This window comes from Stenotrophomonas chelatiphaga (genome assembly GCF_001431535.1).
Lineage (GTDB): Bacteria > Pseudomonadota > Gammaproteobacteria > Xanthomonadales > Xanthomonadaceae > Stenotrophomonas > Stenotrophomonas chelatiphaga.
The window spans coordinates 1-16952 of the sequence record NZ_LDJK01000099.1 but is presented as its reverse complement, the minus strand read 5'-3'; the positions used below and the strand labels follow the sequence as shown (position 1 = coordinate 16952).

At 66.2% G+C, this 16952-nt stretch carries 14 protein-coding genes; 2 read left to right on the top strand and 12 right to left on the bottom strand.

The window, feature by feature from the left end; genetic code table 11:
* Nucleotides 1-29: 29 nt before the first annotated feature.
* From ABB28_RS16755 to ABB28_RS16735, 5 genes are read right to left on the bottom strand one after another with little or no spacing between them, the layout of a single operon-like run.
* On the bottom strand, nucleotides 30-2003 hold the full coding sequence (locus tag ABB28_RS16755) for a type IV pilus secretin PilQ (protein ID WP_057687506.1): 1974 nt from the start codon (nucleotides 2001-2003) through the stop codon (nucleotides 30-32).
* Between the two features lie 21 nt (nucleotides 2004-2024).
* Entirely contained in the window at nucleotides 2025-2558 is a 534-nt protein-coding gene (locus ABB28_RS16750) for a pilus assembly protein PilP (RefSeq protein WP_057687505.1), read from the bottom strand.
* On the bottom strand, nucleotides 2555-3241 hold the full coding sequence (locus ABB28_RS16745) for a type IV pilus inner membrane component PilO (protein WP_057687504.1): 687 nt from the start codon (nucleotides 3239-3241) through the stop codon (nucleotides 2555-2557). The genes ABB28_RS16750 and ABB28_RS16745 overlap by 4 nt, the downstream gene beginning before the upstream one ends.
* A complete protein-coding gene (locus ABB28_RS16740) occupies nucleotides 3238-4062 on the bottom strand; it encodes a PilN domain-containing protein (protein ID WP_057687503.1) in 825 nt (274 codons plus the stop codon). Before ABB28_RS16740 ends, ABB28_RS16745 begins: the two co-directional genes overlap by 4 nt.
* On the bottom strand, nucleotides 4062-5120 hold the full coding sequence (locus ABB28_RS16735) for a pilus assembly protein PilM (protein WP_057687502.1): 1059 nt from the start codon (nucleotides 5118-5120) through the stop codon (nucleotides 4062-4064). Before ABB28_RS16735 ends, ABB28_RS16740 begins: the two co-directional genes overlap by 1 nt.
* 219 nt (nucleotides 5121-5339) lie before the next feature.
* Here ABB28_RS16735 and ABB28_RS16730 point away from each other — a divergent pair, with 219 nt between their 5' ends.
* Nucleotides 5340-7763 (top strand): penicillin-binding protein 1A, encoded by a 2424-nt coding sequence (locus ABB28_RS16730; protein WP_057687501.1) that lies wholly within the window; start codon nucleotides 5340-5342, stop codon nucleotides 7761-7763.
* 101 nt (nucleotides 7764-7864) lie between these two features.
* Nucleotides 7865-8494 (top strand): hypothetical protein, encoded by a 630-nt coding sequence (locus ABB28_RS16725; protein WP_057687500.1) that lies wholly within the window; start codon nucleotides 7865-7867, stop codon nucleotides 8492-8494.
* A 10-nt stretch (nucleotides 8495-8504) separates the two neighbouring features.
* On the opposite strand, the gene ABB28_RS16720 is transcribed toward ABB28_RS16725, so the two are convergent.
* From ABB28_RS16720 to ABB28_RS16690, 7 genes are all read right to left on the bottom strand, one after another.
* Complete coding sequence (locus ABB28_RS16720) at nucleotides 8505-9188, bottom strand: pilus assembly protein (protein WP_425479569.1); 684 nt, start codon at nucleotides 9186-9188, stop codon at nucleotides 8505-8507.
* Between the two features lie 31 nt (nucleotides 9189-9219).
* Nucleotides 9220-10347: a CfaE/CblD family pilus tip adhesin gene (locus ABB28_RS17840; protein ID WP_083492075.1), complete on the bottom strand. Its 1128-nt coding sequence runs from the start codon at nucleotides 10345-10347 to the stop codon at nucleotides 9220-9222.
* Entirely contained in the window at nucleotides 10344-13061 is a 2718-nt protein-coding gene (locus tag ABB28_RS16710; protein ID WP_057687498.1) for a CS1-pili formation C-terminal domain-containing protein, read from the bottom strand. Before ABB28_RS16710 ends, ABB28_RS17840 begins: the two co-directional genes overlap by 4 nt.
* Before the next feature lie 50 nt (nucleotides 13062-13111).
* Nucleotides 13112-13621, bottom strand: a complete 510-nt coding sequence (locus ABB28_RS16705) for a CS1 type fimbrial major subunit (RefSeq protein ID WP_245625366.1) — start codon at nucleotides 13619-13621, stop codon at nucleotides 13112-13114.
* A 274-nt stretch (nucleotides 13622-13895) separates the two neighbouring features.
* Complete coding sequence (locus tag ABB28_RS16700) at nucleotides 13896-15215, bottom strand: citrate synthase (RefSeq protein ID WP_276540900.1); 1320 nt, start codon at nucleotides 15213-15215, stop codon at nucleotides 13896-13898.
* A 249-nt stretch (nucleotides 15216-15464) separates the two neighbouring features.
* Nucleotides 15465-15707, bottom strand: a complete 243-nt coding sequence (locus tag ABB28_RS16695; RefSeq protein ID WP_057687495.1) for a type B 50S ribosomal protein L31 — start codon at nucleotides 15705-15707, stop codon at nucleotides 15465-15467.
* A gap of 116 nt (nucleotides 15708-15823) precedes the next feature.
* Entirely contained in the window at nucleotides 15824-16759 is a 936-nt protein-coding gene (locus ABB28_RS16690) for a nucleoside hydrolase (RefSeq protein ID WP_057687494.1), read from the bottom strand.
* Between the last annotated feature and the right edge of the window lie 193 nt (nucleotides 16760-16952).

The following is a 16952-nucleotide window of genomic DNA, read 5'->3' as shown; positions in this document are numbered from 1 at the left end:
GGCGCCGGGCCGCAGGCCCGGCACCTCCATTACTTGCCCTTGGCGACGCGCAGGACCTTCGGGGTCACGAACACCAGCAGTTCGGCCTTGTCCTTGTTGCGGCTGCGCTTCTTGAACAGGTTGCCCAGGAACGGCACGTCACCCAGGAACGGCACCTTGCTGATGCTGTTGCGGTCGGTGAACTCGTACACGCCACCGATCACCACCGTCTGCCCGTCTTCCACCAGCACCGCGGTGTTGACTTCGCGACGGTTGATCGACGGCACCGTGCCGTAGCCTTCCAGCTCGATCCACTGGTCGACTTCATCCTTCTTGACCGCCATGTTCAGGAACACGCGGTTGTCGTTGGTGATCGTCGGGGTGACCTTCAGCTCCAGTACCACTTCCTTGAACTGGACGTTGGCCTGGTTGCCGCCACCGGCGCCGCCGGCGGAGATGGTCACGTAGCCGATTTCCTTACCCTGCTTGATCAGGGCTTCGCGCTGGTTGGTGGTCACCACGCGCGGGTTGGAAATCACTTCGCCGCGCGATTCGGTCTGCATCGCCGACAGCTCGACATCCAGCAGGTAACCCGCGTTGAGGATCGACAGCGCCAGCGAGGCTGGATTGCTGGTCGCCGCCACCGGCAGGTTGGACATCAGGCCGCGGGTGATCGTGTACGGATCACGCACGGGCGCCGCACCGGTACCACCGTTCGCCGCCCACTCGTTGACTGCACGCTGGTAGGCGGTGTCGACGGTCGCGCGGTCGCGGATGTTGGTGCCGTTGTTCTCCACCGTGTTGCTGAAGAACACGTTGTCGCGGCTGCCGCTGACGCCGAACTTCGCACCCAGTTCGCGCGCGAAGGTATCGGTGGCGATGACGATGCGGCTTTCGATCAGCACCTGGTCGACCGGACGGTCGATCACCCCGATCAGCTCACGCATGCGCGCGACCTTCTTGGGGATGTCGCTGATCATCAGCATGTTGGTGCGTTCATCGGCCACGATGCGGCCACGCGAGGTCAGGAAGCCACTTTCTTCCTGCGCCGAGCTGCCGCCGGGACCGCCGCCGCCACCGCCACCACCGCTGTTGCCGATGCCACGGGCTTCGGTCAGGGCTTTGAAGATCGCCGAGGCGCTGTGGTAGTTGATCTGCACGTAATCGGTGATCAGGTCTTCGCGGTTTTCGATCGCGATGCGTGCGTCTTCTTTTTCCTGCTCGAACTTGGCCAGCTCGGCCTGCGGGCCGACCCAGATCACGCTGCCGTCGCGGCGCTTGTCCAGGCCCTTGGCACGCAGCACGATGTCCAGTGCCTGGTCCCACGGCACGTTGACCAGGCGCAGGGTGACGTTGCCGGCAACGCTGTCCGATGCCACCACGTTGAGGTTGGACTCTTCGGCGATCAGCTGCAGCACGGTGCGCACCGGCACGTCCTGGAAGTTGAAGGTCACCGGGCGTCCGCTGTAACCGCGCTGGGCCACCGCACTGGCGGCCTGGGCGACGGTGCTGGTGGTGATCGCACCGGTAGCCGCGATCCCTTCCTTCGGGGTGATCTCCACCACGTATTCGTTGCCGCTCTGGTAGGCCAGCGACTCGAACGCGCTGTTGGTGCTCAGCACCAGCTGGGTGCCACCACCGTACGGCTTGGCGTCGATGCGCTGCACCGGCGTGGCGAAGTCGGTGACGTTGAGCGGCTTCTGCAGCTGCTCGGGCAGGCGTGCATTGCCGACGTCGATGACCACGCTGTTGCCCTGGTTGCGCAGGTCAGGGTTGGCACCCTGGCCGTCGAACTGCAGGACCAGGCGGCCGGCGCCGTCTTCGCCGCGCTTGAAGTCGATCTTGGACACCGACAGTGACGCCGGTGCGCTGACCGGCGTGGCCGCGGCAGCGGCGGGCGCGCCGGTGGGCGCAGCCGCAGTCGCGTGGCCGCACGCCAGCATCAACGCGACTCCCAGCGCGCCGATCCGGTTCAAGGTTGGGCGCCGGATCGGACGCAGCCCCTTGGCATTGTGAAAGGTCATCGTGCTATCCCCAGTAAACGATCATTGATCTTCAAGCGAGAGCGCGGCCGGCCGTTCCAGCCACCCGCCCGCGCCATCCGGCACCAGCTCTATCAGTTCGATGCGGTCCTCGAAGACCCCGGTCACCCGGCCATCGCTCTGCCCCATGTACACGCCCGGCCGCACGCGGTAACTCACCTTGTCAGGTGCCATCACCACCGCCACCGTGCCGCCCCCGGTCCCGATCGTGCCGACCATGTCCAGGCTGTCCAGCGGGAAGGCTTCCAGCGGCTCCTTGCGACGGTTCGGATCAGGACGCAGGCCACTGCCGCCCTGCGGGTTGGACCAGGCATCGGTGAACGGATCGCGCATGCCCTGCGCCGAATATTCAAACGTCTCGAACTGCTGCATCACCGGCAGCGGTTCAAGGGCGGGGGCCGGACGTGCGCGCACGTCTTCCACCCATTTCTGCAGGTTGGGCGCATCACCGGGCGTGCTGGTCACGCCGCGGCCGCAACCGGCCAGCAGCACCAGTGCCAGCAGGCCTGCGCTGCGCAGCAGGGAGGAGCGGATCATGGCTTGCCCCCCTGCTCTGCAGCGGCCTTCTCGGCGGCAGCCTTCTCCTGCTGCTCCATCTCGGCCTCATCCAGGTAACGATAGGTCTTGACCGTACCGGACAGTTCCAGCGCACCGGCGCGGATCGAGGCCGGGTTGATGCCGGTCTTGGGATCCTTCGGCTTCAGGTTGATGTCGTGCATGGTCAGGATCACCACGCGCGGCAGCGAGGCCACGCCGCTGACGAACGCACCGAACTGGTGGTAACTGCCCACCATGCGCAGCTTGATCGGCTTTTCGGCGTAGAACTCACGCACCTGCTCGGCTTCGGGTTCGAACAGTTCGTTGACCAGGCCGCTGGACAGCGCGGTCTGCGAAACGTCGATGATCAGGTCCGGCATTTCGGTCTTGCTGGGCAGCTGGCGCAGCATCTGCTGCAGCACCTGCTCCATCTGCGCGAGCTGCTGCTTGAGCGGCTCCAGGTTGACCGCGCGCCCCTGTTCCTTTTCGAACTCGGTACGCAGTTCGGTCTCACGGCGTTCCAGGGTGGCCAGCTCTTCGCGTTTGCCACTGGTCAGCAGGAACCACGACACCGCCATGATGACCAGCGCGATCAGCACGCAGAACACCACCTTGGCCTGCTGCGGCCAGTTGCCGATGTCGTTGAAGTCCAACTCGTTGATATTGAATTTCTTCTGGCTCACGGCGAGCCCTCCTGGCCGCCGGCCGGTGTCGGCGGCGGCGTCTGCTGCGGGGCGGCCGGGGTCAGCCGGCTGCCAGCGGGCGGTGCGGGAGCCGCCGGTGCGGCATTGCCAGCGGGCGCCGGAGCGGCAGCAGGCGCGGCAGCGTCGCCCGGGGCCAGCGGGGCCAGCGCGGCCGGATCAGCGGCAACCGGTGCATTCGGATCAGCCACCGAGCCATCCGGATTGAGCGTGGATTCCTCACTCTGCGCCGGCAGCTTGACCTTCACCACGAACACATACGGCAGCGCGCTGACATCCGCCAGCGGCAGCGTCGTGGCTTCCTTTTCCTTTTCCGGGTCACGCGCTTCGATGATCGACAGTTCCGGGTTGGTCATCCAGCCGGACGTCTCCAGGTTGCGCATGTAGGCCGAAACGCGGGCATTGGACTGGGTGCGCCCTTCCAGGGTCAGCACATCGCCTTCCTGCTTCAGTGCGGTCAGCACCACGCCATCGGGGATGGTGCGGACCAGCGCATCGAACAGGTGCACCATCTGCGAACGCTTGGACTGCAGTTCCTCGATGACGGCCTTGCGCGCGAGCAGGCGGTCCTTCTGCGCATCAAGCCGGTCGATTTCCTTGTTCTGCAGCTTGACCTTGTCGATCTCGGCCTGCAGGAAGGTGTTGCGCTCGCCCTGGCCACTCACCTGGCGGTCGTAGTAGAACCACACCATCAGCGACAGCAGCAGGCCACCGACGGCGGCCAGGCCCAACATTGCGTAGAACTCGCGCTGGCGTTGCTTGCGACGTTCGGCACGCCACGGCAGCAGGTTTATGCGTGCCATCAGTCGAAACTCCTCATCGCCAGGCCGGTGGCGATCATCAGCGCCGGGGCGTCCTGCGCCAGCGCGTGCGCCTGCACCTTCGGACCCAGCGTCATCTGCGCCAGCGGGTTGGCCACCACGGTCGGCACGCCAAGCTGCTCTTCCACCAGCTCCGGCAGGCCGGTCAGCGCGGCACACCCGCCGGCCAGCACGATGTGGTCGACACGGTTGAACTCACTGCCTGCATAGAAGAACTGCAGCAGGCGGCTGATCTGCTGGACCGTCGCTTCCTTGAACGGCTCCAGCACCTCCATTTCGTAGCTTTCCGGAAGCCCGCCCTGGCGCTTGGCCAGGCCGGCTTCTTCGTAGCTCAGGCCGAAACGGCGCATGATTTCGTCGGTCAGCTGCTTACCGCCGAAGACCTGCTCGCGGCTGTACAGGCTGCGCCCCCCGCGCAACACGTTCAGCGTGGTCATGGTGGCGCCGATGTCGACCAGCGCGACCACGCCGTCACTGGACACCGGCAGCTCGCTGGCGACCAGGGCAAAGGCGTTTTCGACCGCGAAGGCCTCCACGTCCATCACCTTGGCGGTCAGCCCACCCAGTTCCAGCGCCGACTGGCGCAGTTCGACGTTTTCCGAACGCGAGGCAGCCAGCAGCACCTGGACCATTTCCGGGTTGTTCGGGATGGTCCCGAGCACTTCGAAGTCCAGGTTCACTTCTTCGATCGGGTACGGGATGTAGTTGACGGCTTCCAGTTCGACCTGGGCCTCCATCTCGTTCTCGTCCAGATCGGCCGGCATCGGGATCACCTTGGTGATCACCGCCGAGCCGGCCACCGCCGCCGCAGCGAACTTGACCTTGCTGCCCGACCGGTTGACCGCGCGACGGATGGCTTCGCCCACCGCCTCCACTTCAACGATGTTTTTTTCTACGACGGCGTTCGGCGGCAACGGTTCCACGGCGTAGTGTTCCACGCGGAAACGGTTACCACTGCGTGAAAGCTGCAAAAGCTTTACCGCAGTCGAACTGATGTCGACGCCAATGAGCGACGACTGGCCTTTTGGGATGAGCCCCACGGTTTCTCCCCTGCCGATGGGCACTTGGACGCAATAGCTGCGTCCGCGCATTAATAACGTTTTTTTTGCAAATGGCAACCGTCCCGCCGTGAAGGATCCTTCACAGAACGACACACGGTGACGCGGCTTCCCCTTGCACTCCCCAGAGCCGACCCCAGCCAGCCCCTTGCGTAATCTATACTCTGCGGCCATGAATTCTGCAATCGGAATCTGTCACCGATGACACGCCTTCGCCGCTGGCTGCGCTGGATCCTGGTCGTTTTCCTGGTCCTGGCGTTGATTGGCGCGGCCGCTGCGGGCGGCCTCTATTACGCCATTTCCTCCAAGCTTCCCGACGTGCAGACCCTGCGCGACGTGGAAATGCAGGAGCCCATGTATGTCTACGCCGCCGACGGCAAGCTGATGGCGGTGTTCGGCGAAACCCGGCGCACGCCGATCACCATGAAGGACGTGCCCGAGCGCCTGAAGCAGGCGTTCCTGGCGACCGAGGACGCCCGCTTCTACGAACACGGCGGGGTTGATTACAAGGGCATCGCGCGCGCGGTGTGGCTGCTGGCCACCACCAGCGACCGCCGGGTGCCGGGCGGTTCGACGATCACCCAGCAGGTGGCGCGGCAGTTCTTCCTGAGTTCGGAGTACAGCTATACGCGCAAGCTGGCCGAGATCCTGCTGGCGCGGAAGATCGAGTCGGAGCTGAGCAAGGACGAGATCTTCGAGCTGTACCTGAACAAGAGTTTCTTCGGCAACCGGGCCTACGGCGTGGCCGCGGCAGCGCAGTTCTACTACGGCAAGCCGCTGGACCAGCTGGACCTGGATGAGATGGCTTCGCTGGCCGGCATCCCCAAGTTCCCGTCCTCCGGCAACCCGATCTCCAACCCGGAGCGCGCCCAGCAGCGCCGTGACAACTATGTGCTGCAGCGCATGGCGGACCTGCGTTTCATCAGCCAGGCCGAGGCCGATGCGGCCAAGGCCGTGCCGATGCATGCCGCCGCGCACGAGCCGCCGGTGCAGGTCGACGCCCCTTACGTCGCCGAACTGGTGCGCCAGGAAATGATCGCCCGCTTCGGCGGCGACGTGGTCAACAAGGGCTACCACGTAACCACCACCATCAATGCCGAACTGCAGACGGCGGCCAACCTGGCCGTGCGTGACGGCCTGCTGCTGTACGACCACCGGCATGGCTGGCACGGCGTGGAGAAGCAGGTCGCGCTGGGCGCCGGCGATGACGTGGCGACGCTGGCCGGCCACCTGTCCGGGATCAGTGCGCAGTCGGGCCTGCTGCCGGCGATCATCGCCGCCACCGCAGCCGACGGCAGCGCCACCGCGGTCCTGGCCAACCGCACCGAGGTCACCCTGCCCGCCGGCGCGGCCCGCTGGACCAACAAGACCCCCGCCAAGCTGGTCCAGCGCGGCGACATCGTGCGCGTGCGCGTGGGCGAGAAGGAAGGCCAGTGGCTGCTTGACCAGATCCCGCGCGGACAGTCCGCGCTGGTGTCGGTGGATGCCAACAGCGGCGCCTTGAAGGCGCTGGTGGGCGGCTTCAGCTTCTCCGGCAACAAGTTCAACCGTGCCACCCAGGCCCGTCGCCAGCCGGGGTCGAGCTTCAAGCCCTTCATCTACGCGGCGGCCTTCGACAAGGGCTACAACCCGGCCTCCATCGTGCTCGACGCCCCAGTGGTGTTCCGCGACCGCCGTGGCAAGACCTGGTCGCCGCAGAACGATGGCGGCGGCTTCCGTGGCCCGATGCGCCTGCGCGAAGCACTGGTGCAGTCACGCAACCTGGTGTCGGTGCGGCTGCTGGACGGCATGGGCGTGGACTACGCACGCAAATACATCAGCGAATTCGGCTTCGCCGAAGCCGAGCTGCCGCCGAACCTGTCGATGTCGCTGGGCACCGCCTCGCTGACCCCGCTGTCGGTGGCGCGCGGTTACGCGGTGTTCGCCAACGGCGGTTCGCGGGTGGACACCTGGCTGATCGACCGGGTCAGCGACCGCGACGGCGTGGAAGTGTTCAAGGAGAACCCGGCAATGGCCTGCCGCGACTGTGCAGGCGTCAGCAATGGGCAGCCGGCCAACGCGGTGGTCGATGGCTTCAACTTCGGCGCCGCAGCACCGGCCGCACCAACCTCCACCGCGGCCGCACCGCAGGCACCGGCCGAGGCGCCGGCACCGGTCAATCCCGATGCGCGTACCGCGCCGCGTGCGATCGATGCGCGCACCGCCTACCAGCTGGTATCGATGATGCGCGACGTGGTCCAGCGCGGCACCGGCACGGCGGCCAAGGTCCTCGGCCGCGAGGACGTCGGCGGCAAGACCGGCTCGACCAACGACCACCGCGATGCCTGGTTCTCCGGCTTCGGTGGCCCGTATGCCACCACCGTGTGGGTGGGCCGCGACGACTTCCGTTCGCTGGGCTACCGCGAGTACGGCGGCAAGGCGGCCCTGCCGATCTGGATCGACTACATGCGCACCGCGTTGAAGGACGCCCCGATCGCGCAGAACGAGCCGCCGTCGGGCATGGTGCAGGCCAGCCTCAACGGCGCGACCGAGTGGGTGAAGGTGGAAGACATGGACCGCCTGCAGGACTACGACCTGAACCTGCAGACGCCGCAGGCCGATGCGGCGGCCTTCGATATCTTCTGATCGGTATCGGCTGGCCCGGTAGCGCGGCGACACACGCCGCGCTACCCGCCGTTCACGCCTGCGGTGTAGGCTGATCGCAGGCCATGCAGGGGGAGCGACCTATGCACCGTGCGCGCGAACACACCGCCACACAGACGCGCGAACGCCGCCAGCGGCTGGCCCATGAAGCGGCGCGGCTGATGGCCGAGGGCGGCATCAAGGATTTCCACCAGGCCAGGCGCAAGGCGGCTACCCGGCTGGGCATCCATGACGAGGCGTCACTGCCGCGCAACGTGGAAATCGAACAGGCGCTGCGCGAGCACCAGCGCCTGTTCGCTGGGACGCGCCAGGCCGACGCGCTGCGCACCCTGCGGATGGCTGCGGTGCCCGCGCTGGAGTTTCTGCAGGCCTTTGCCCCGCGGCTGGTCGGACCGGTGCTGGAAGGCACTGCCGATGCCCATGGCCCCGTGCACCTGCACCTGCACGAGGACGACGCCGATGCCGTGCAGCGCTTCCTGGAAGAGCACGGCATCCCGGCGCAGCCGCGCAGCCGACGCCTGCGCTGGAATCGCACGCGTGTGATCGATGTGCCGGTGTGGGGGTTCAACGCTGATGGGGTGAGCTTCGAACTGCTGGTGCTGCCGTATGACGCCCTGCGTCAGGCGCCGCTGTCGCCCGTGGATGACCGGCCGATGCAGCGGGCGTCGCTGGCGCAGCTGCGCCAGTTGCTGGCAGAGGCCGCAGCACCGTAGCCGTGCGACCTCAAAGTGACAGTGTCGTCAGGTGCTCACGATACCCGTCGCGACTGAGCCGGTAACGCAGCTGTACCGTGTGGCCTGCCACCGGTGGAAACGGGAGGTGCAGGCGGCTGCCTGGATACAGGCTGCGCGACACTTCATGGGCGACACATCGCGTGTCCTGGCAGTCGGCAATGCTGATGATGCCCAGACGCAACGTGCCCGTGTTGCGCAGGTGATCGTCCTCCAGCTGCACCTCGACCACGCCGTCAGCCGGCAGCACATTGACCAGCGCGCCCCATATCAGGCTCAGCCCTATCTTCGCCTGTGCACCCTCTACCGGGTCGGTCTCGCTTTCCTCGTTGCCACGCACGCCTTCGAAGTACACACGATAGGCCGTCTCCTGGGTGACCGGTTGCAGCGGAATGACCCGTATCAGTCGGTTGCCTCCGCCGGACAGCGCGAATTTCCCCGGCGTGATCGCAATGGCGGCCTGGTCTGGTGAAACCTCCGCTTCATGCTCGCCCTCGCCGGCCGGATCCACGATCTGCCGCAGCGAGGCCTGCACATACTGTGGCTGTGCGGATTGCGAATAGACACGGATCTGCGTGTCCCGCCTGCCGTCCACCGCCGTCCGCATCGGGTGCACGGTAAGGTTGGCATGCGCGGGCAGTGCAAGCAGCAGCAACACGGGCAGCATCGGTCGCATGCGGTGGTTCATTGGCGTGTACTCCGTGGCATCAGGGGGTGGACGTGGGCAGGCGCATCTCGACCCTGAGACCGCCACTGTAGTGACCAGCGCGCTTGCTGCTGGCGGAAAAGGAAGGGGTTTCCAGCGTCAGCGGCGTGGGCACGCAGAACACCGGATCAATGCTGCCGGGAAGGTTCACCCGACGCAGCTGGACGCGGTCGATGCCAGTGAGCAGGAGTTCCTGGCCATTGCGCAAGGGGTTGCGCGCGCCCCCGTGCGCAAGCGAAACGGTGTAGTCCACGCGCCCGCTTTCATCCTGCCCTCCTCCCTGGTGCCAGACGGAGAATCGCTCGCCGTAGGGCGCCCCTTGCGTGCTGTCACGCACCGTTACTCCAATGTATTCACTGCGCGAGCCGAGTCCGTCGTACAGGCACATGTCCAGCTCCGCGCGTCCTGCAACGCGTTGCTCGATCGGGTCGTAGCGCAGGTCCAGCCCGACCTGCGGGGTGACTTCGTCGTGGGCCGGGAAATACAGGGCGACCGCGTTGCGATCGGTGACGGTGAGATCGAACGTGAAGCGGTAGCTGGCCAGATGCCGCTGCAGAGGCGAACCCAGATCAAGCACCAGGGTGGCCGTCCACCGGCCGGCGACCAGGCGTCCGAGTTGGCCCGCACGCAGCCACAGCCCAACCCCCGTACCCACCGGCATGAGCCCGGCGCACGGAACGCTGGCAGATGTCCACAGTGGCCGCATGCCACTGGAGTCCTGGTCGAGCCCGCAGGCACCGATGGAGCCGGCCCGGGTCAATTCGCCCGCCACCTCAAGCTCCAGCTGCACGCCACTGCGCTGTTCGGTGAAACGCAGCGGGATCACACTGCCCAGACCGGTCGCTGTTTCCTGCGTATCAGCGGTGGGGCACCGTCCCGTGGCCGCGTCCGTGCTGCTATGGCAGGTCAGGAATGCCGCCCCGTATTGAAGCGTGCCTGCCGCTTGATAGGCAAGCATCGTACTGCGTGGCCACAGCTCGATGTCGGCAGGCGGTGCCGCACGATCCCAGCCCATCACCACCTGATGCTGGCCGTCGGCAGGACGGATTTCCGGCGGACGCCGAGCGATCGCCTCCGGCACCGTGATCAAGGCGATGACCAGCAGTGCGGCCCTCCCCTTGCCTGTCATCGTCCGTCCGCCGACGGCGGGGGCTGCGCCGTGTCCGCGATCAGCGCCTGCTCGCGCAGCAGCCGGATAACGCGTGGCTGCTGGCCGATTCCCGGCGGCAGTTGGGCCACCGCCAGCGGTGTACACGTCACCGCGCCGACCAGCAACAGGACACTGCGACGTTCCCGCACATGGAGCGGGCAGCGCAGCAACTGCGCACCCTGCAGCAGGTAAAGCGCCGTCTCGCGTTGCGCGAACTCGATGGCAAAGCCACCGCTGGCACTTGTGCCGGGCACCGCCGCATTGAGGATGCGCGCGCCCGCCACCGGTCCGCCGTGGAGATCCTGCGCGTTGCCGATGAAGGTGTAGGTGACTTCAATGGGGATGGTCATCGGCAATATACGACCAGGGGCGAGAAACACGGACCGCATCCCCTCGGCCCCTTTTACGCGCACGCTGGCGGCCCCGTCGAGTGCACTGGCGTCCTGCACTTCGGCCTGGTACGACTGGTAGGCCGACAGCGGTAGCAGGCGGCGTTCGCCGACGCGCAGACGCTGCGCCCGCAGCCCGCCCACGCTCACCTCGGCCGCCAGCCCGGACAGGTCCTGGTCGTCGTCGGCGCCCACCTGGGCGGCCACCCCAGCCTGGGCGCCGTAGGTCCCGCCCCAATACAGTCCCTGCGCGCCCAGCGCCAGGCCGGAGCTATGGGTTGCAGCGTACGCAGGCTCGCTGCGGCCCGGCCGCTGGTTGTGCGAAAACGAGAATCCACTGTGGCCTGCCCGGTTCTGCACCTTCGCGCTGAGCAGCCCGCTGTATCGAGAGGCGTTGCTGGCACGCAGCTCGGCAGTCATCTCGCGATACTCGCCGTCGTGTTCCTGGCGCAAGCCCTGGCCGGCGCTGTAGTGGATGTCCGGTCGCTGGCGGTCGGGCTGGCGCAGATCCAGGCCATACCGTCTCTGAAGACGCACGCCCGCGCCCCGTTGCAGGCGTGCCAGGCTGAGACTGAGATAGACACCGCGATCGCGCCTTCCCAGCGCGGCCACGTCGCTGCGCTGGCGCCAGGCACCGAGGCGGCTGGTCACGCTGAACGCCTTCCAGCGGTGGGCCCGACTGTAGCTGGCCTGCCAGGTCGCGTCGCGTCGACTCTGGCGATCTGGTGGCAGCAGCGCGGGAAAGGGGAACGGGGCCCCCTCTGCGAGGTCATCCACGTTGCTGGCGAGGGTGCGTCCCACGTGCCAGGCCTGCCGCCGCGTATAGGCCAGGTAGGCACTTCCGCCAGCGGCCGGCAGGGCCACCGACGCCGTCAGCGAATCGGCACAGTCCAGCCCGTCCGGCACCTCATCAACGGCGTGGCAGGACGTGCCGCGTATGCGCTGCCGGTGAAGGTTCCACGAGGCGCGCCGGCGATAAGACACTTGCTGCTGTTGACCGCGGCTGCCATCACCGCCACGCAGCGCGGTGAATGCGCCACGCACATCGTGCGTGGCGAAGGGCCTGCGCAGGTCCAGACGCATCTCGACATAGCCCACGCCCGCCAGATCAAGCGCTCCCATGGTCAGTGCCGCAGTGCGTCCCATCGGCAGCCGCAGGCCCGCCATCGAAGCGGCATCATCTGCGAGGCGGCCGGGCTGGCGCTCGTCACGGCGGCCACCCTGCACAAACCATTGCACAGTGCGGTCCGTCCAGTCCGCGCCTTTCTCGAAGGGCGCCTCTTCACTGCGTACCAGAAAGCCGTCTTCATGGATCCGCAGCGTCACGGTGTACATCCCGAACGGAAACGCGCGGGTGTCCAGTGTGTTGATCCCGCCTGGCAGATAGAAGGTCTGCAGCAGCCGATCGCCATCGAAGGCATCCACCCGCGCATCGCGGGCCAACAGCACGGTCAGCGGCGCAGACGCTGCCGCAGCGTCTGCGTCGACGTAGGCCTGGGTGGTGCCCAGACGCGCCCCCTGGAAACGATCCAGCGGCAGCATGCTGAAGCTGAACGTGCCGCCCACCGGGCTGGAAAGATTGCGCCGGTCCATGCGCCCCACCTGCAGGTAGTGCTGCTGTCCGAGATCGTGTCGATAGAACGCGTTGTCGAACTGCAGCGCATGCACCGTGCGTCCGTGGTAACGCTGGTGATTGAAGCTCCAGGTGGTCGACAGGTGGCCGCGCGCGTAGATGCCGAGCACGCCGTCACCCTGCGCGCTCAACGTCTGGTAGCCGCGTCCGCCGCTGAGGTTGATCATCTGCTGGTGCAGGAACGCACGTTCGGCCTGCTCGCTGGCACGATGGAAGCGCGAGGGAGCCACCTCGTCGCTGATCCAATCCCGAGCCAGGAACAGATGCACCGCGCCTTCGCTCTCGTCGTACAGGGCGACCACCGCATCGCGCTCGACGGGCGGATCAAGGTAGCCGCAGCCCCTGCCCTGCCCGGGGTTGCGGCATGCAAGGTGACTGTTGCGCGGCAAGGGCTGGCTGAGCGCGGGCAGCAGCGCGCGCTGCGCGGCTTCAGGCAATCCCAGCGCCGCCATCACCGCCTGCGGAGCCTGCAACTGCACATGCGCCAGAGTGACATGTACCGGCGTCAGGCCCGCAGAGCGATCAAACAGGCGGATGTCCAGGTACTCGGTCTGGCCTTCGACCAGATCTTCGAAGCCGGGCGGTACGCTGCCGGCAATTCCCGGCGGACTGGCCGACGCCAGCGCAAGCGAAACCGCCAGCTGTGCGAGAGCAGGTGCAGTGACGTTCAAGCGATCTACCTGAAGCGGCCGGCCCGCTGCCCGGGCCGGACCAGGAGGGGTTACGGCGCAGCGGTCAGCTGGGCAAGGATGATGCTGACCGTGCCTTCGTACAGGCCGGCGGCCGTGATGGGGTCAGGGGCCGTGCTCGGCAGGTCGGAGCCGTGCGCGATGGCCAAGGGCATGACGATCGAAGCGCCGGGCACGACACCGTCGAACAGATCCCCGGCGGGGTACAGCTGCCCTGTGGTGCCAAGAAGCTGGCCGTTCAATTTGACGTCAAGCGGGACCGGCTTCGCTCCGGGAGCGGCCACCACCGGGAGCAGGCGAGCGGCGTTCGCCAGCCTGACGGCGACATCCTTGCCAGTGTCATTGGAGAACACGCGCACCGGCGCGCTCCACGGCATCAGCAGGCCGGTGCCTGGATTGAAGCTCAGCTGCACCTGGTCGTAAAGTGGACTGCCGTCCGGCTTCAGCAGCGCCAGCGTGGTGTCGACATCTGCCCACACTTTGATCTCTGCATGCATGGCGTGCGCCGATGTCGAAGCCGCCGCCAATACCAGCGCGAGCATTGCCTTCCTTCCTTGAGCCTTCATCTGAACGTCTCTCCTGTGAGTATCAATGCGCCACGGAAGCTGCAGTGGCGGCACGATCATAGAGATCAAGGAAATTTATCGATTTCAGAAAAGTGGCATGTCTCGCATATCAGAACGGCACGGCGCGCCCACGCTGCAGCCCGCGACGTTTTTCTGCATGACGCGCTGTGCGTTTGCCGCCAAGGTTTCAGGACCCGAACAAAAACGCCCCGCATGTGCGGGGCGTCGAGACAACCATCAGGCGGAGCGATCAGCCCTGGTAGTCGCGCACGTCGCTACCGGTGTAGACCTGGCGCGGCCGGCCGATCTTCATTTCCGGATCGACCTGCTGCTCCAGCCAGTGCGCGACCCAGCCGGAGGTACGGCCCAGGGCGAACATGACGGTGAACATCTCGGTCGGGATCTGCAGCGCCTTGTAGATGATGCCGCTGTAGAAATCGACGTTCGGGTACAGCTTGCGGGCGACGAAGTAGTCGTCCTGCAGCGCGGCCTGTTCCAGCTTGACGGCCACGTCCAGCAGCGGATCCTGCACGCCCAGCTGTTCCAGCACCTTGCCGGTCATGACACCGATGACCTTGGCGCGCGGGTCGAAGTTCTTGTACACGCGGTGACCAAAACCCATCAGGCGGAAGCCGGAGGTCTTGTCCTTGGCCTTGACCACGGCGGACTCGACGTTGTCGGCCGAACCGATTTCTTCCAGCATCTTCAGCACGGCTTCGTTGGCACCGCCGTGGGCCGGACCCCACAGCGCGGTGACGCCGGCGGCGACCGAGGCATACGGGTTGGCGCCGGTCGAGCCGACCATGCGGACGGTCGAGGTCGAGGCGTTCTGTTCGTGGTCGGCATGCAGGATGAACAGCAGGTCCAGCGCCTTGACCACGTCCTGGTTCAGCTCGTACTGGCCGTCGGCCGATTCGAAGGTCTGCTTCAGGAAGCGGCTGACGTAATCCAGCGAGGTGTCCGGCGTGTTGGCCGGCAGGCCCTTGCCGTGGCGGTAGATCAGCGCCGACAGGGTCGGCACCTTGGCGATCAGGCGCACGGCGGCCTTGCGGCGCTGTTCGGCATCGGACAGGTCCAGCGAGGCGTGGTAGATGCCCGACAGCTGCGCGATCGCCGCGGTCAGGATCGCCATCGGATGGGCATCCTTGGCGAAGCTGCCGATCAGCGTGTTGACCGACGCATCGACGGTCGCTTCAGCGGCCAGCTCTTCGTTGAATGCCTTCAACTGGGCGGCGTCGGGACGCTCACCGTTGATCAGCAGGTAGACGACTTCGACATAGCTCGACTTTTCCGAGAGCTGCTCGATCGGATAGCCGCGATACAACAGAACGCCCTTGTCGCCATCAATGTAGGTGATGGCCGACTTGCAGCTTGCGGTGGCAGTGAAGCCGGAATCGTAGGTGAAGTACCCCGTTTCCTTGGTCAGCTTCGAAATGTCGACGCAGTCGTTGCCGAGAGTGGGTTTGATGACCGGCAGAACGACCGACTTTTCGCCGGCGTTGAGCGTGACCTGATCAAGATCGGACACTGTGTGCGCTCCTTCAAGGGGAAGGCGCCTGCCCAAGCGCATTGGTCAGGCACGTGAATGACGTCCACGACCTGTGCCGCGGATCCCGCCATTATCGCACAGCAGCATTTTCCGGGGGTTAGACGGAAGTCGTAGATGACGTATATGGACTACCCCACAGCCCCACGGGGCGCTCTGGGCAGGCCCCCGCGCCGAACGCAGCGTTCCACCACCATACGCCAGGGCATCGAAGCGCTGAAAAGCAAACGGCCGCGCAATGCGCGGCCGTTCGCCCAGGCATGGATCGACGGATCAGCGCGCGTAGCGCTTCTGGAACTTGTCGATACGGCCGGAGGTGTCGATCACCTTGTGCTTGCCCGTGTAGAACGGGTGCGACGAGGAGGAGATTTCCACCTTGATCAGCGGGTATTCGTTACCGTCTTCCCACTTGGTGGTTTCCTTCGCCGACATGGTCGAACGGGTCAGGATCTTGAAATCGGAGGTGACGTCTTCGAAGACGACGTCACGGTACTCGGGATGGATATCGTCCTTCATGGGCGTACACCGTAGATAGGTAAGGGAAACACAAGAGCGGCATTATAAAGGCGGACGGCCGCCGGGGCAACCACGACCCGCGCCGTGCTTGCGCAGGCTGTCGGCCGCCGCGCCCGTCAGGCGCCTAGTGCCTGGCGGACCAGGGCCTCGAACCGGGCCTGGTCATACGCCATCAGCAGCGTGCAGTTGTCCGGCTGGCCGGTCTGGCGATTCCAGTCAACGAGGGTCGCACCGCGACTGAACGTCCCGTTCAGCTCGATGTTCACCGGACGCGACTCCGCCTGCAGCTGGCCTTCCGGGTTCAGCGCCCAGGCCATCGCCAGCGCGTCGGCGGTGAACCAGCGCCCGCCCTTGCTGTCCTCCGACAGTGCACGGGTCTTGCGCGAGATCAGCTCGTAGAAGCGTGCGCGACCGGAATCGGCGGCCAGCCACTGTTCGGCCTGCTGCAGCGGCAAGCCGTGGGCCACGGTCGCCTCCCAATCCGATACCAGCAGGTGCGCGAACGCGCCGAACACCACGTGGGCGGCTTCCGGATCGAAGGCGATGTTGAACTCGGCCGCCGGGGTGATGTTGCCGTGGCAGGTGACCGCCCCGCCCATCACCACGATGCGCTTGATGCGCGTGGGCAGGGTCGGATCGAGCTTGAGCGCCAGCGCCAGGTTGGTCAGCGGGCCGAGCATGACCAGCATCAGCTCGCCGCGGTACTGGTGCGACAGGCGCAGGATCGCCAGCGCGGCGTGTTCGGGTTCGGCGCTGCGGGTGGGAGCCGGCAGGTCGACATCGCCGTAGCCGTCGCGACCGTGCACGTGGGCGGCATCCAGCGAGGGATGCAGCAGCGGATCCGGGCTGCCGGCGAACACCGGGACGTCGTCACGGCCAACCACTTCACACAGCTTGAGTGCGTTGCGGACGGTGTAATCCAGGCCGACGTTGCCCGCGGCGATGGTCAGCGCGACCACCTCGTGGCGGGTATCGGCGAAGGCCATCAGCAGGGCCAGTGCGTCGTCCACACCGGGGTCGGTGTCGATCAACAGCGGGATCTTGTGGGTCATCGTTGCCGTCTTCTGAGCGGCAACGGAGTGTCGCACCGGGATGCCTGCAAATACAACAGGGGGCATGAGGGCGTGCGTTTCCGGTGGGGCCGGGCGGCTGTCTCTTATCCACAGCTGACGCTGCAGACGCGACGTTGCGTGGAGAGTTTGGAGGATAACCGAGCTTTGACGACAGAACCACACAGTAGGAAGA

Bases quoted from the DNA above. Each gene is read 5' to 3' on its own strand.
- ABB28_RS16700 (WP_276540900.1), bottom strand. From the start codon at position 15,215: ATGCGCTTGGGCAGGCGCCTTCCCCTTGAAGGAGCGCACACAGTGTCC.
- ABB28_RS16720 (WP_425479569.1), bottom strand. From the start codon at position 9,188: ATGCGACCGATGCTGCCCGTGTTGCTGCTGCTTGCACTGCCCGCGCAT.
- ABB28_RS16740 (WP_057687503.1), bottom strand. From the start codon at position 4,062: ATGGCACGCATAAACCTGCTGCCGTGGCGTGCCGAACGTCGCAAGCAA.
- ABB28_RS16730 (WP_057687501.1), top strand. From the start codon at position 5,340: ATGACACGCCTTCGCCGCTGGCTGCGCTGGATCCTGGTCGTTTTCCTG.
- ABB28_RS16705 (WP_245625366.1), bottom strand. From the start codon at position 13,621: ATGCTCGCGCTGGTATTGGCGGCGGCTTCGACATCGGCGCACGCCATG.
- ABB28_RS16695 (WP_057687495.1), bottom strand. From the start codon at position 15,707: ATGAAGGACGATATCCATCCCGAGTACCGTGACGTCGTCTTCGAAGAC.
- ABB28_RS16750 (WP_057687505.1), bottom strand. From the start codon at position 2,558: ATGATCCGCTCCTCCCTGCTGCGCAGCGCAGGCCTGCTGGCACTGGTG.
- ABB28_RS17840 (WP_083492075.1), bottom strand. From the start codon at position 10,347: ATGACAGGCAAGGGGAGGGCCGCACTGCTGGTCATCGCCTTGATCACG.
- ABB28_RS16725 (WP_057687500.1), top strand. From the start codon at position 7,865: ATGCACCGTGCGCGCGAACACACCGCCACACAGACGCGCGAACGCCGC.
- ABB28_RS16690 (WP_057687494.1), bottom strand. From the start codon at position 16,759: ATGACCCACAAGATCCCGCTGTTGATCGACACCGACCCCGGTGTGGAC.
- ABB28_RS16755 (WP_057687506.1), bottom strand. From the start codon at position 2,003: ATGACCTTTCACAATGCCAAGGGGCTGCGTCCGATCCGGCGCCCAACC.